This is a genomic window from Thermodesulfovibrio aggregans, from assembly GCF_001514535.1.
In the GTDB taxonomy this organism is placed as follows: domain Bacteria; phylum Nitrospirota; class Thermodesulfovibrionia; order Thermodesulfovibrionales; family Thermodesulfovibrionaceae; genus Thermodesulfovibrio; species Thermodesulfovibrio aggregans.
This window is the reverse complement of record NZ_BCNO01000001.1, coordinates 1,156,875-1,169,927: the sequence shown is the minus strand read 5'-3', so window position 1 is coordinate 1,169,927 and position 13,053 is coordinate 1,156,875. Positions and strand designations below refer to the sequence as shown.

Sequence of the window (13,053 nt, the reverse complement as noted above, 5' to 3'; positions counted from 1 at the left end):
TTACTCCCTCACTCCTATGTATTCTTTTAAAACTTTTACTTTACCTGTCTTTGCTATCTCTATAAGCTCTTCAATTACCTGCCCGGCATGTTCAGGCATGTAGTCTCTTCCACCAAGTCCGTATATTCTGTTAATTAAAATTGGTTTTTCTTTGAAATTACAAAGGCTTGCTGCAATATCAAGATAAAGGGGGCCAAAAGAACCTCCAAAAGCATCTGCTCTATCAAGAACACAAACTGCTTTTAAGTGTTTAAGGGCATTTCCAACCTCTTCATATGGGAATGGCCTGAAAAGCCTTGGCTTAAGAAGCCCAACCTTTACTCCTTTGTCTCTGTATTCATCTATAACATCCTTTGTTGTTCCTGCAGCAGAGTTTAAGATTACAATTCCTATTTCAGCATCCTCAAGTCTGTAGGATTCAAACAGACCATAGCCTCTTCCAGATATTTTTTCAAACTCCTTTGCAACTTCAAGCACAACCTGAGGAACCTTTTTATATACCTCAGAATGGGCTTTTCTTACTTCATGGTAAAGATCAGTAAGTATCAATGGACCATAGCTTTTTGGATTGTCCACGTCAAGAAGTGGATAAAGAGGTTTATATTCTCCAACAAAATTTTTTACCACTTCATCATCAAGATACTCAATCCTCTCTATTGAATGACTTATTATAAAGCCGTCATAACAAACCATTACTGGAAGTCTTATATCCATGTGCTCAGCAATCCTGAATGCCTGAATTGTGTTGTCATAAGCTTCCTGTGCATTTTCACTCCAGAGTTGTATCCATCCACTATCCCTTGCACCCATTGCATCTGAGTGGTCGCAGTGAATGTTTATCGGAGCAGAAAGAGCCCTGTTTACAACAGGCATCACAATAGGCAGTCTTAATCCTGAGGCAATAAATAAAATCTCCCACATAAGTGCAAGTCCCTGAGAAGAGGTTGCAGTTGCAACTCTTCCTCCGGCAGCTGCAGCACCAACACAGGCACTCATAGCAGAGTGTTCGCTTTCAACAAGAATCATCTCTGTTTTAACCTGTCCATTGGATACAAAAGCAGCGAATCTCTGCATGAGCTCTGTTTGAGGAGTTATTGGGTAGGCTGCACATACATCAGGCTCTACCTGACGAAAGGCATTAGCAACTGCTTCATTTCCTGTTACTGCAACTATCTTCGTCATTATTTTACCTCCTCTTCCATTACAATAGCTTTGTTACCTTTTTTACCAGGACATTCCAGTGCACAGATTCCACAACCTTTACAATAGTCATAGTCAAAATCTTCTCTCTTTCCATCTTTTACCTTAACTGCATTGTCAGGGCAGTAGAGCCAGCAAAGAAGGCATTGAATACAGTTTTCCTCAATCCATTTAGGTCTATAGGCAGCTCTCCATGAGCCAGTTTTAATTTTTAATGCACTTCCTGGCTCTAATATAACCATTCCTGGTGGTATGTCTTTCCATCCTATCATCCTTCCTTCACCTCCTCGTAACCTCTCTTTACTGCAAGAAGGTTACCATCAATTATTTTCTGGGAAAACTTTTTCCCAAAACTTTTTCTTACATCTTCAAGTAATGTTTCAAGATCTACAAGACCTGTGACTCTATTCAATGCACCAACCATCGGCGAATTTGGCATGGGTCTTCCAAAGCATTCAATGGCAATTTTTGTGGCGTCTACTGTGTAAATCTTTTGAGTTGGTTTAAGATTTAGCTTTTTTCTTAATTCGGCAGGTTCTTTGGAAGTATTGATTATAAACTTAGCATCTTCTTTAGCTCCTTCAGTAACATCAATGCTTTCTATCAAACTTGGGTCAACAACGACAACAACATCTGGATTAGTAACAGGACAATGCATTCTCAGCTCTTTTGAACTTATTCTATTATATGCTCTAAGGGGAGCTCCAGCTCTTTCCGGTCCATATTCAGGAAATGCCTGTACATATCTACCACCACTTAGGCAGGCATCTGCAAAAACCTTTGCCGCAGTTACAGTTCCCTGCCCTCCTCTTCCGTGCCATCTTATTTCTACTTTTTCCATAAAACCACCTCTCAAAAAAGAGTTTTAAATTATTTTACCAAAAATAAAATGATTTAATCACGAAATATTATTTGATTTTGTTACATACCTATAGGACAGATAAATTAAAATAATAATTATTGCCATTACAGCCAGAAAACCAGCAATATATTCCATGTATAACATGCCCTTTTTTACACTTTCTAAAAATTTTCCTCCAAGATATCCTGCTGTAACCATAATAGTAAGAACAACTGCAGAACCAAAGGAATCAATAATTAAAAATTTTGCCATGGAAACCCTTGTGATTCCTGAGAGTAAAAAAACCTGGGTTCTGAAACCAACAAGAAGCCTGCCAAGAAGCATTATAAGGGTGCTGTGTCTTCTGAATTTTTTTTCAATTATCAAAAACTTTGCAGGAGATAGAATCTTTTCAAATCTCTGATTTGTCACTATTTTTCTACCAAATTTTCTTCCTGCCCAGTAAAGCATAAAGTCGGATAAAATAAGTCCTGTATAAGAAATTAAAATTGCAGGAATAGGTTTAATAATTCCAACTGAAATCATAACTCCGCAGGCAATAAGAATTAAATCTTCAGGAAAGAAAGGAACTCCAAGACCGCCAAGAATTAATAAAAAAAATAACCCGGGATAGGAAAACTGCTCTATAATTGAATAAGAATCCATTGTTTTATAAAAGAACGGAGAGGCAGGGATTCGAACCCTGGGTGGAGCTTTTGGCTCCACAACCGCTTAGCAGGCGGCTGCCTTCGACCAGACTCGGCCACCTCTCCATGTATTTTAAATAATAACACTGTTTATCCTAATCTTGCAAGATAACCATTCTTAAGCTGCTCTAAAAGCCTGTTCAATCTTTCGCTATTTCTTTGAGCTTCATCAAGAAGTTTTTTTACCTTTTCATGGTCTCCAGCATTATGTGCCAAAACTATATCTCTTCCAAGAGTATGTGACAATCTGTGAACATCCTCCAGTTCTGAAAAACCTGACAGATCTCTGAATTTCTGTCCTTCTTCGCTGTAATACCACTTACCCAATCCACAGGAACGATAATCTGCAAGTCGGTCTGGATCAAGTCTGTCAATTCCCTTTACATGGGCATGAACTCTTATCATTAAGCGCTCATGATCTCCTTTAAATATGTCAAAAAGCATCTGCTGTGTTCTTTTTGTTTTTACAGCAGCTGCTGTATGTCTCAGATCTGAGGAAACATGTAAAATCTCATAGGAATCTTTAACTATAGTCTCTGCAAGGCGCTCTATCTGAGATGCTATCTTTGCAGATTCTTCAATGTTTCTTGTAACTTCCTCACTTGCTGCAGACTGTTCCTCAACAGCAGTTGCGATCTGTGTAATCTGATCCTTAAGCTTTACTACAGAAGAGACAATTTCTCCAAGAGCATTTCCTATGGTGTTAACAGCCTCTGTTACTTCTGTAACCTCTGTAAGCTCCTTTTTCATTGATTGAGCAGTATCTGAAGTTTCCTTTTGAATCATGCTGATTTTCTGAGCAATTTCCTCAGTTGCCCTGATTGTTCTCTCTGCAAGTTTTCTTACTTCATCGGCAACGACTGCAAATCCTCTTCCCTGTTCCCCTGCCCTTGCTGCCTCAATAGCCGCATTCAAAGCAAGAAGATTTGTCTGATCAGCTATGTCTTTAATAACTGTTACAATGTCTCCTATTTCAGAGGCAGAACTGCTAAGTTTTTCTATCATCTGCCCAAGTTCATTCGTTGTTTGATAAACGATATTAACTTTCTGAACAGCATTCTGAGATAGATTCTGTCCTTTCTTAGCAATCTCCATTGTTTCCTGAGCAGTTTCAGATGCTTTTGATGCATTGTTTGCTATATCTGTAATTGTCTGTGTCATCTCCTCAGCTGCTGTAGCAATCTGATTTGCCTGCTGTGATTGCTTTTTTGCTCCTTCTATTGTTTCGTCTATTACTCTGTTACATTTATCAACTGTCTCAGCAAGTCTTTGAGAATACTCAAAAGATTTGTCAGTAAGATTTATGAATGTTTGTAAAACCTTATCAATACTCTTTGCAAGCCTTCCTACAATATCAACTCTATCTTTAAATCCAACGCTTACAGTTAAATCTCCATCAGATATTTTTTGTAGTGTCTGAGCAAGAAGATTAACAGGTTTGTGAGTGACAATATAGGTTATGTAAACAATTGCCGAAGCTGAAATAATTCCCAGAAAACCAAGCACAGCAAAAACAAGCTGAAGTGTTCTTACCTCTTTCATTATTTCCTGTGGAACTTCTTTTGCACCAAAATGAACTGCTGAATCATAGGCAATTTTGTAAGCACCATAGCCAGTAACAATAACAGTTGCAATAACTCCAAAAGCAATAGCCAAAGCGAGAGGAATAACCATCTTCCAGCGTAACTTTACCTTCCTGTCAAGCTCACTTAAAAATTTTTTCATCTCCCGACCCCCAAACTATACTTTAAATCTAAAAGTTATTATGTCCCCATCTTTTACTTCATATTCCTTTCCTTCTAATCTTAAAAGTCCTTTCTGTTTTGCTAAATTAAGGTCACCTTCTAAAGATAAAAAGTCATCGTAAGATATTACCTCTGCCCGAATAAAACCCCTCTGAATATCAGAATGAATTTTTCCTGCTGCATCTACTGCCACTGTTCCTTTTTTAATGCTCCATGCTCTTACTTCCTGTGGTCCTGCTGTAAAAAAGGATATGTAATCGAGAATTTCATAGGCTTTTCTTATAATCTTTTTACTAACAGGTTCATCTATTCCGAGAGCAATGAGAAAACTTGAGATTTCATCCGGTGGAAGTTGTATAATTTCGCTTTCCAGAGAACCGCATATTGTTAAAATGCCTGTATCCTTGAATCTCCCTTCGTTAAAAGACTTTTCATCTGCATTTATAACTGCAAAAACTGGTTTAAGAGTTAAAAAATTCAAATGCCTTATTTGCTTCATGTTTTTTTCAGTAAGTTTAAGCTTCCGTAAAGGTTCTCCATTTTCAAGATGAGTTCTTAAAACTGTAAGAACTTCCATTTCACCTTCATTTATCTTCTGTCCCTTCTTTTTTTGTTCAGCCATTCTCTCAATTCTCTTAGTCACAAGATCTAAATCAATCATTATAAATTCATATTCAAGTTCATTCAAATCCCTTACAGGATCAATTGTATTAAATTGGTAAGGTACTGAAAGATCTTCAAACCCACGTAAAATGTATATTAAAGCATCAACATCCATTATTTCTCTTATAACTTTAGCATTATGTGAGGGATTGTCTTTAATAAATCCTGCTATATCAAGGCATTCAACCTGGGCAAAGGTTGTTTTTTTAGGTTTAACAATCTCACTTATCTTTTTTAATCTTGAATCATCTACCTGAAGAATTCCTCTGTGAACTTTATCTGCTTGAGTTGGATATGAGGAAATTTCAATTTTCTGGCAGGTTATTGCATTGAAAATCGTGGTTTTGCCTGAGTTGAAAAATCCTGTCAGGGCAATTTTCATATCTTACCTTCCATAAAGTTTTTTATTACTACCATAGCCTGATGAAGTCTTTGAAGTTTCATATTTCTTTTTCTTATTAGTAAAGGCTCATTGAATGGAAAAGGTTCTGTCCTTATCTGGCGTTCTTTTTTGATTAATACATCACGAAGTTCTTTTAAATCCTTTTCTGAAAATTTCTTTAAAAACAGAGGATTTACTGTAATAAATCCTTCTGCAATGTCAGATGCAATTGCTGAAATTGACTTAGTTCTGCCCTCCATCTTTTTTACCTTTTTTATTAAGTATTATTGAAACCCATATGCCGAGTTCATAAAGTATAATCATCGGAACTGCCATAAGTGTTTGATTAAAAGCATCTGGAGTTGGAGTTATAATTGCCGCTGCAACAAAAGCAAGAACTATTGCCAGGCGTCTGTATTTTTTAAGTGTTTGAGGAGTTATAAGACCCATTCTTGTAGTAATTACAATTAAAATTGGAAGCTCAAAAACAAATCCAAAGGCAAGAAGAAATTTTAATAAAAAGTCTATATAGAGCCCTACAGAAAGCATGGGCATTAAAAAGTCGCCCACTTTATAATTTAATAAAAAACTCATAGCAAAAGGTAGCACAATCAAATAGCAGAAAGTAATTCCTACAAGAAAAAGACTGGTGGCAGCAAGTACAAAGGGTAAAACATACTTCTTTTCATGAGAGTAAAGTCCCGGAGAGACAAATCTCCAGAGTTGATAAAAAATTACAGGAATTGTAAGAACAAATCCTGATACAAGCGCTATCTTCATGTTCATCCAGAATGCTTCAGCAGGACCTAAAAATACAAGTTTCGTATTCTGAAGTTTCTGATCAGGGACAAAAACTATACCCTCTTTTAGCGAAAACTGGGGAGAATAATTTAGAGGAAAAAGTAAAAGTTTGAAGATATATTCAGAATAGCTAAATGTTAAGACAAAAGCTATAAGAAGAGCAACGAGACAGACTACTATCCTCTTCCTCAGTTCTGATAGATGTTCCATCAATGACATTTTCTGCTCTTCCATCCATTACTACTCCTTCTTTTCAATCTCTTTTCTTGCAATATTTTCAATATGTTTATCTATTCTTAAATCTTCCAAAGAAGGCATATCTTTAAAAAGTTCATTTTTGAGTTCCAGTGGATCTTTTATATCTTTTTTAACATCATCCACTGTTTCCTTTACTTCATTTATCTCTTTCTCCATCTCTGATTTTGCACTTTGGAAAGCTTTCCTTATCTCATTCATTGTTTTACCAAGAGTATATCCGAGTTCAGGAAGCCTTTTGGGACCAAATATCAGCAGGGCAACTATAAATATTACAATTAATTCCTGAAATCCTAAATCAAACATGAAATTATTATACCATTAATCATTATCTTCTACAATTCTTCTGAATTTATTTTTTTCTGAAGGTAATACCACACTGATACCGAACATAAATCTAACATCAGGAGTTCTGTTTTTTATATCAAAACCGGTACTTACAGTAGTGTAGGAGATATCTGTTATCCTTACTCTATACCCAAGTCTCCATTCTAATAGGTCTATTTTGTTTTTGTTAATAGCTTTCCTTCCTATGACCTCAAAGAGAATACTTGAGTTATAGCTTACTTTAAGCTCTGAACCAAGATTAATATTCCATGTTTCTTTCAGTCCTTCTTTGTCTGGGCGAAAATATATTAAGTTTCCGTGAGCCTTTACGGGTCCTACCTTTTTGGTAACAATAAAACCACCTCCAATACCACCTTCTGTTGAAAACTCATCATTTCCCAAGTCTCCTGATACATAAAGCATGTATGCAAAAGCTGGCAAATATGTTGTTTCATCAACTACTCTGTGTTTAAAGCCAAAATTAATATCCTCAGCACCATTGTCATTTAAAGAATTATGATATGAGAGATTATAGGGAAGATTGGCAATAATTTCTACATTGTTGGTTAATCCATAGGAAAGATTTAAGTTTGTTCTTTTTATGTCAGGATCATTTGCAAATTCAAAACCAAAATCAATTGCTACCTGATTCTGTTTTGGAGACTCTGCAGAAAAAGTAGAGATTACGGAAAATGGTGCTGTCGGTGAAAATCCTTTTCTGTCAAAGGAATAGGCATTGGAGCTTAAAATTAAGAAAAAAATTGAAAAAATTATCAACCGTTTCATTTAAAAAAGAATATCAAAAAAAACAAAATCTGTCAAATTAATTGTTACTTCTGTTAAAATGTTATCTATGGATATTCATCAATTGAAAGTTTTTATCTCAGTATTCAAAAATAAAAGTTTTTCAAAAGCTGCTAAAGAACTATTTCTTACTCAACCAACAATAAGTGAGCATATAAAAACTCTTGAAGCAGAGTTAAACTGCAAATTGTTTGACCGATTTGGTAAAAACATCATACCTACTAAAGAAGCAGAAATACTTTTTGAACATGCTTACGGAGTGGTAGAAAAAGTTGAAAATCTGAAAGATGTTTTGCAAAGAGTAAAATCCAATCCCTCAGGCAATCTACATATTGCAGCAAGTAGCATACCAGGGACTTATATTTTACCCAGAATAATATCATCTTTTAAAAAGACTTATCCTGAAATTTCCATTCGAATTGACATATCAGATTCAAAAACTGCAATAGAAAGCATGCTTTCAGGAGAAATCTTAATAGCAGTTGTAGGAACCAAACTTAATAAATCAAAAATTGACTATGTCCCTTTTATGAATGACGAGCTTGTGATTGCCAGTCCTGACTTTATCAAGGAGTCCTTCATTGAGCCTGAGGAAATTCTCAAGTATCCATTTATAATGAGAGAGGAAGGCTCAGGCACAAAAAAAGAGATGGAGAAATGGCTTCATGAGATGGGAATAAATATAGAAAAACTCAATGTAGTATGCACCCTAAGCAGTACAGACAGTGTAAAAGAGGCAATTAAAAACAACTTAGGTATTTCAATTCTTTCAATTCACTCAATCAAAGATGAATTAGAATGTGGTAAACTTAAAATTGCAAGAATAAAGAACTACACGATGAGCAGAACATTTTACATAGCTACTCATACACAAAGAACTTTACCCTACATATACAATCTTTTTTACAAATTTTTGAAGGAAAAAGCCTTTAGTTTATAATGCTATCAAGTCCCTCAGGTGAAAATCCAATTACCCGCTTTCCATTAAAGGATATAAAAGAAGGTGTCCCATTAATATTAATTTTTTTCATAAGCGCAATAGAATCTTCTATTTTTTTTATTCCCTCGGGACATAGTGATCCTGTCCATTTTGAGTTAAGATAGTCACTAAACTGCATTCCCGAGCAAACTGCCCTTACAGACTTGTCTTTTGCCTCAGGATGAAGTCCTTCAAGAGGGAAAAATATTACTCTCACTTCCACTTTTTTTGAATCTGCCCATTGTTTAACTAATTGTTTTGCTTTTTCACAAAAAGGACAGTCTGGATCAGTAATCATATAAATATACTTGGTAGCACCCTCTGGTTTGTAGGAAAATGCAACAGTTTTTTCAATTTCCGATTGAAAGTCTTTAAAGCTTTTTTCCTGAATCCTTTCTAAAGCTACTTTACTTAAAAATACACCATCTTTATAGATGTCTCCAAATATGAAAGTTTTACCATCAGGATATGCATAAAAAACATTTAATCCTCCACCTCTTTTAATAACAATCTGACAAAGATTGGTTCCCTTTATCTCATTTTTTTCAACAATGCTATCAAAATCAATCTTTAGTGTTTCTTTTAAACTATTCTCTTTGATGCTCGAACATGGATTAGACGTTAAATTGCATGATAGCAGGAAAAGCATTGAAAATATCAAAATTATAAACTTTTTCATATAAACCTCACTTAAGTTTTAAATTAATTTAAAAACAATTTGTCAAAAAAATCAAGAGAGAGTTAAAATTAACAGATGGACATACTAAAAAAAGTAAAACAGACAGTTGAAAAATATAATATGCTCTCAACAGCAGACCATGTTCTTGTAGGTCTTTCAGGAGGATCTGACTCTGTCTGTCTTCTTCAAGTTTTAAATATGCTCAAAACTGAGTACAGATTAAAAATCTCAGCAGCATACATTGATCATGGATTAAGACCTGATGATGTTCCAAAGGAAATAGAATTCTGTAAACAATTGTGCGACTCTCTGAATATACCTTTTTACACTCAATCTATAGATGTTAGAGAATTTTCAAAAACTGAAAAAATCAGTATTCAGGAAGCAGCAAGAATCCTTAGATATGGAGCACTTGATCATATAAGCATTAACATTAAAGCACACAAAATTGCAGTGGCACATAATGCTGATGATCAGGCTGAAACCGTCATAATGAGACTTCTAAGAGGAGCAGGACCTGCTGGATTGAGCGGAATTCCACCGGTGAGAAAAAAAATAATAAGACCTCTTATAGAAGTTGAAAGAGCAGAAATAGAGAAATTCCTCTCAGAAAAAAATATTTCTTATATCATTGATCCATCAAATGAAAGCTTAAAGTATTTAAGAAACAGAATAAGAAAAACCCTGATGCCTGTAATAAAATCAATTTCTCCACAGGCTATAAAAATTATCTCAAAGACTGCAGAGATTTTGAGAGAAGAAAATGATTATATAAATGTATCTGTAACAAAAGCTTTAATGCGACTTATGAGCAGAAAAACTGACAAAACTGTTGAGCTTTTCTGCAATCCAATGGAGGTTCTAAATATTGTTATCTTAAGAAGAGCTTTGAGAGTTGCGATTGATAGCGTGAGAGATTTAAAAGGTTTAACATTTGATCACATAGAAGACATTATTAAACTCATAAAAACTGGCAAACCCGGTGACAGAATTTATCTTCCAAAGGGAATTAGAGCCATAAAGGGATATTCAACTTTGACAGTAACTGCAGAGCTTCCCAAAAAGCTTTCTACATACGAAATAAATGAACCTGCAGATTTAGATCTCAAAGAATGCAATAAGGTTTTAAGTCTAAGGGAGATAAAAAGAGAAGAACTTCAGGATTTTGGCGATGGAAAAAACACGATTTATGCAGATATGGACAAAGTTAAATTTCCTCTAATTGTAAGAGGAAGAAAACCTGGTGATTACTTCTATCCCTTTGGCTTTGGTAAAAAGAAAAAGCTTCAGGATTTCTTTGTTGATGAAAAAGTTCCAAGAGATGAAAGAGATACTGTTCCTGTAATTGAAAGTAACGGAGATATAGTTTGCATTGCAGGTTATAGACTTGACGACAGATTTAAAATTGATGATAATACAAAGAGATGTCTACAGATAAAAATTATGCCAAAGTTATAATTACAGTATTTATTTTTATCACGGCTATTTTATTTTCAAATAGCAAACTTTATTCAGAAGATAGTTTTTCCACGTCATTAAAAAACAAATTTGAGGCAATTTATAAGAATTTTTCATACTCTCTGATTCCTCTTGATGAAGCAGTAGCTGTTGCAATAGATAAAAACTATGCCATAATACCAGCAACAGTGATTGATAGAGCAAAAAATCCTGTAGTTGCTATAGATTCAAAATTAAATATTGCATTAATAAAACTACAAAGAGATCTCACTCCTGTAAATTTTGGAATTTTAAATACACAGGATGAATTATTTTTTCTTCTTACAGTTCTTGAAGAAACCTCTTTATTGCTGGTAAAGGGAGCTATCAATGATAGTAAAATCCTTATTCAGGGTAAACATATTCCTGGCTCACTCCTTATCTCTCTTGACTTAATCCCTCTGGGAATTGTGACTAAAAGTGATACTGTTTCCGAAGTTTTGTTAATTAAACCATTTTATTCAGAGATCAATAGGTTAATTAAAAGAAAACCTGGCTGGTTAGGACTTCAGGGACAGACAGTCACTCAGGAACTTGGAAAAATTTTACTTGTCTCTGAAGGAGTTGTTATTACCAATATTTATGAAGGTGGACCAGCAGACAAAGCAGGATTGAAAAGAGGAGATGTAATTGTTGAAGCAGACGGTTCAAGCATTAAAGAATTGAAGAATTTGCAAAGTATTATATCAACAAAATTTGCTGGAGAGAACATTAATTTAAAAATTTTAAGAGAGGGAATTCAGAAAAATTTCTCTGTAACTGTTGAAGAACCTCCAGAAATTCTAATTCAAACAAAATCTTCTATTACCTCTGGAATAAAGGGTGTTGAAATTACAGAAATTCCTGAAAAATTAAAGGCAAATCTGAAAAAGTCCATAACAGGTGCACTTGTTAAAAAAATCAGTGAAGACAGTCCAGCTCTGGGAATTCTGAAAGAGGATGATATAATTGTTGAGATTAATAAAAAAGCTGTAAACTCAGTAAATGACTTCTATGATATCATCTCAAAAGCTTCAGGGTCTGACCTGCTTATTCTTGTTTACAGACAGGACAGCTATCAATATGTGATAATACCAGGGCAAAAATCTCGTTAGATACAAGCATTCCTCTGTCTGTAAGTTTTACTCTGTTTTCCGAGAAAGTAAGAAGTTTCTCTCTTTCAAAATTTTTCATAAATTCAAGCAAACATTTCTGAGTAATAGTAATACCCTCTGTCATTCTAAGTCCAAGAAAAATCTTCTCTCTTAGTTCTTCCAGTTCATCAACTCTGTAATCCTCTATCCATGCTAATTCACCACTCTGTAAACTTTCTGAATAGGCAAATAAATCTGAAGGGTTATGAAATCTTTTTCTATCTATAAATGAGTGAGCAGAAGGACCAAGCCCAAGATAGGGCATTCTCAACCAGTATGTAATATTGTGTTTGCATTCAAATCCTCTTTTAGCAAAATTTGATATCTCATATTTTATAAAACCTTTTTCTCTTAAAAAATCCGTGGCAAATTCGTACATGCCAGTAATATCATCCTCTGAGGGAAGTAAAAATTTTCCTTTCAGGATTTCCTCTCTAAGAGGAGTATTTTTCTCAATTGAAAGCTCATAGAGCGAAATATGTCTGATGTGCATATTGACAGCTATGTGAAGACTTTCTTCCCAGCCTTTTAATGTCTGCCCCGGAATTCCATAAATCAAATCAATTGAGATGTTTTCAAAGCCTTTTTCTAAAGCAATTTCAACTGTTCTAACTGCATCTTGAGCATTATGAATCCTTCCTAAAAATAAAAGTTCTTTATCATTAAACGACTGAACTCCTATGCTTAACCTGTTAATGCCGTAATCTTTTAATAAATCAAGCTTTTCTCCGCTAACTGTTTTAGGATTTATCTCAATAGAAAACTCAAGCTCTGAAGCTATTTTAAAACTCTCTCTCAAACTTGAAAGAAGCTTTTTAAGTCCATGAATACTCAAACATGAAGGCGTTCCTCCACCTATGTATAGTGTTTTAAGAAGATGAGGAAGCTGTTTTGCAATCTCAATTTCTTTCAGAAGTGCTTTAATATAAAGCTTTTCTAAATCTTCATCATAGGGCAATGAATAGAAACTGCAATATTTACACTTTTTTACACAAAAAGGAACATGAACATAAAGAGATGAAAAAAATGCAGTCATAGTT

The 13,053-nt window shown here is 34.6% G+C and carries 15 protein-coding genes and 1 tRNA gene; 3 read left to right on the top strand and 13 right to left on the bottom strand.

What is annotated here, in order from left to right; all coding sequences use genetic code 11:
- The 11 genes from porA to TAGGR_RS05905 all read right to left on the bottom strand — a co-directional run bounded on the left by porA (position 1) and on the right by TAGGR_RS05905 (position 7,707).
- A complete protein-coding gene (gene porA / locus TAGGR_RS05955; RefSeq protein ID WP_059176405.1) occupies positions 1-1,182 on the bottom strand; it encodes a pyruvate ferredoxin oxidoreductase in 1,182 nt (393 codons plus the stop codon).
- A complete protein-coding gene (locus tag TAGGR_RS05950) occupies positions 1,182-1,472 on the bottom strand; it encodes a 4Fe-4S binding protein (RefSeq protein ID WP_059176404.1) in 291 nt (96 codons plus the stop codon). Before TAGGR_RS05950 ends, porA begins: the two co-directional genes overlap by 1 nt.
- Positions 1,469-2,041: a 2-oxoacid:acceptor oxidoreductase subunit gamma family protein gene (locus TAGGR_RS05945; protein ID WP_059176403.1), complete on the bottom strand. Its 573-nt coding sequence runs from the start codon at positions 2,039-2,041 to the stop codon at positions 1,469-1,471. Before TAGGR_RS05945 ends, TAGGR_RS05950 begins: the two co-directional genes overlap by 4 nt.
- Before the next feature lie 57 nt (positions 2,042-2,098).
- Entirely contained in the window at positions 2,099-2,707 is a 609-nt protein-coding gene (locus TAGGR_RS05940; RefSeq protein ID WP_059176402.1) for a DedA family protein, read from the bottom strand.
- A 15-nt stretch (positions 2,708-2,722) separates the two neighbouring features.
- Positions 2,723-2,814, bottom strand: a tRNA-Ser gene (locus TAGGR_RS05935).
- Between the two features lie 24 nt (positions 2,815-2,838).
- Positions 2,839-4,473 carry a methyl-accepting chemotaxis protein gene (locus TAGGR_RS05930; protein ID WP_059176401.1) on the bottom strand — a complete coding sequence of 545 codons (1,635 nt, stop codon included), beginning with the start codon at positions 4,471-4,473 and terminating at the stop codon, positions 2,839-2,841.
- Positions 4,474-4,488: 15 nt separating this feature from the next.
- The gene (gene ychF / locus TAGGR_RS05925) at positions 4,489-5,538 is read right to left on the bottom strand and encodes a redox-regulated ATPase YchF (protein WP_059176400.1); all 1,050 of its coding nucleotides are present in this window, start codon (positions 5,536-5,538) and stop codon (positions 4,489-4,491) included.
- Complete coding sequence (locus TAGGR_RS05920) at positions 5,535-5,798, bottom strand: hypothetical protein (RefSeq protein ID WP_059176399.1); 264 nt, start codon at positions 5,796-5,798, stop codon at positions 5,535-5,537. The genes ychF and TAGGR_RS05920 overlap by 4 nt, the downstream gene beginning before the upstream one ends.
- A complete protein-coding gene (gene tatC / locus TAGGR_RS05915; protein ID WP_059176398.1) occupies positions 5,782-6,573 on the bottom strand; it encodes a twin-arginine translocase subunit TatC in 792 nt (263 codons plus the stop codon). Before tatC ends, TAGGR_RS05920 begins: the two co-directional genes overlap by 17 nt.
- 6 nt (positions 6,574-6,579) lie before the next feature.
- The gene (tatB, locus tag TAGGR_RS10265) at positions 6,580-6,900 is read right to left on the bottom strand and encodes a Sec-independent protein translocase protein TatB (protein WP_082673571.1); all 321 of its coding nucleotides are present in this window, start codon (positions 6,898-6,900) and stop codon (positions 6,580-6,582) included.
- A gap of 15 nt (positions 6,901-6,915) precedes the next feature.
- The gene (locus TAGGR_RS05905; RefSeq protein ID WP_059176397.1) at positions 6,916-7,707 is read right to left on the bottom strand and encodes a hypothetical protein; all 792 of its coding nucleotides are present in this window, start codon (positions 7,705-7,707) and stop codon (positions 6,916-6,918) included.
- 67 nt (positions 7,708-7,774) lie between these two features.
- Between TAGGR_RS05905 and TAGGR_RS05900 the strand changes: the two genes are divergently transcribed.
- Positions 7,775-8,665 carry a selenium metabolism-associated LysR family transcriptional regulator gene (locus TAGGR_RS05900; protein ID WP_059176396.1) on the top strand — a complete coding sequence of 297 codons (891 nt, stop codon included), beginning with the start codon at positions 7,775-7,777 and terminating at the stop codon, positions 8,663-8,665.
- Here TAGGR_RS05900 and TAGGR_RS05895 read toward each other — a convergent pair.
- A complete protein-coding gene (locus tag TAGGR_RS05895) occupies positions 8,655-9,383 on the bottom strand; it encodes a DsbC family protein (RefSeq protein ID WP_059176395.1) in 729 nt (242 codons plus the stop codon). The two genes, TAGGR_RS05900 and TAGGR_RS05895, sit on opposite strands and share 11 nt — an antisense overlap.
- Before the next feature lie 75 nt (positions 9,384-9,458).
- Here TAGGR_RS05895 and tilS point away from each other — a divergent pair, with 75 nt between their 5' ends.
- Positions 9,459-10,841 carry a tRNA lysidine(34) synthetase TilS gene (gene tilS / locus TAGGR_RS05890; RefSeq protein ID WP_059176394.1) on the top strand — a complete coding sequence of 461 codons (1,383 nt, stop codon included), beginning with the start codon at positions 9,459-9,461 and terminating at the stop codon, positions 10,839-10,841.
- Entirely contained in the window at positions 10,808-11,974 is a 1,167-nt protein-coding gene (locus tag TAGGR_RS05885) for a PDZ domain-containing protein (RefSeq protein WP_059176393.1), read from the top strand. The genes tilS and TAGGR_RS05885 overlap by 34 nt, the downstream gene beginning before the upstream one ends.
- Here the strand turns inward: TAGGR_RS05885 and hemW are convergent.
- Complete coding sequence (gene hemW, locus TAGGR_RS05880; protein WP_059176392.1) at positions 11,910-13,049, bottom strand: radical SAM family heme chaperone HemW; 1,140 nt, start codon at positions 13,047-13,049, stop codon at positions 11,910-11,912. The two genes, TAGGR_RS05885 and hemW, sit on opposite strands and share 65 nt — an antisense overlap.
- Positions 13,050-13,053: the final 4 nt, after the last annotated feature.

Bases quoted from the DNA above. Each gene is read 5' to 3' on its own strand.
- TAGGR_RS05905 (WP_059176397.1), bottom strand. From the start codon at position 7,707: ATGAAACGGTTGATAATTTTTTCAATTTTTTTCTTAATTTTAAGCTCC.
- tatC (WP_059176398.1), bottom strand. From the start codon at position 6,573: ATGGAAGAGCAGAAAATGTCATTGATGGAACATCTATCAGAACTGAGG.
- ychF (WP_059176400.1), bottom strand. From the start codon at position 5,538: ATGAAAATTGCCCTGACAGGATTTTTCAACTCAGGCAAAACCACGATT.
- tilS (WP_059176394.1), top strand. From the start codon at position 9,459: ATGGACATACTAAAAAAAGTAAAACAGACAGTTGAAAAATATAATATG.
- TAGGR_RS05900 (WP_059176396.1), top strand. From the start codon at position 7,775: ATGGATATTCATCAATTGAAAGTTTTTATCTCAGTATTCAAAAATAAA.
- hemW (WP_059176392.1), bottom strand. From the start codon at position 13,049: ATGACTGCATTTTTTTCATCTCTTTATGTTCATGTTCCTTTTTGTGTA.
- porA (WP_059176405.1), bottom strand. From the start codon at position 1,182: ATGACGAAGATAGTTGCAGTAACAGGAAATGAAGCAGTTGCTAATGCC.
- TAGGR_RS05885 (WP_059176393.1), top strand. From the start codon at position 10,808: ATGTCTACAGATAAAAATTATGCCAAAGTTATAATTACAGTATTTATT.
- tatB (WP_082673571.1), bottom strand. From the start codon at position 6,900: ATGTTTGATTTAGGATTTCAGGAATTAATTGTAATATTTATAGTTGCC.
- TAGGR_RS05920 (WP_059176399.1), bottom strand. From the start codon at position 5,798: ATGGAGGGCAGAACTAAGTCAATTTCAGCAATTGCATCTGACATTGCA.
- TAGGR_RS05930 (WP_059176401.1), bottom strand. From the start codon at position 4,473: ATGAAAAAATTTTTAAGTGAGCTTGACAGGAAGGTAAAGTTACGCTGG.
- TAGGR_RS05895 (WP_059176395.1), bottom strand. From the start codon at position 9,383: ATGAAAAAGTTTATAATTTTGATATTTTCAATGCTTTTCCTGCTATCA.
- TAGGR_RS05950 (WP_059176404.1), bottom strand. From the start codon at position 1,472: ATGATAGGATGGAAAGACATACCACCAGGAATGGTTATATTAGAGCCA.
- TAGGR_RS05945 (WP_059176403.1), bottom strand. From the start codon at position 2,041: ATGGAAAAAGTAGAAATAAGATGGCACGGAAGAGGAGGGCAGGGAACT.
- TAGGR_RS05940 (WP_059176402.1), bottom strand. From the start codon at position 2,707: ATGGATTCTTATTCAATTATAGAGCAGTTTTCCTATCCCGGGTTATTT.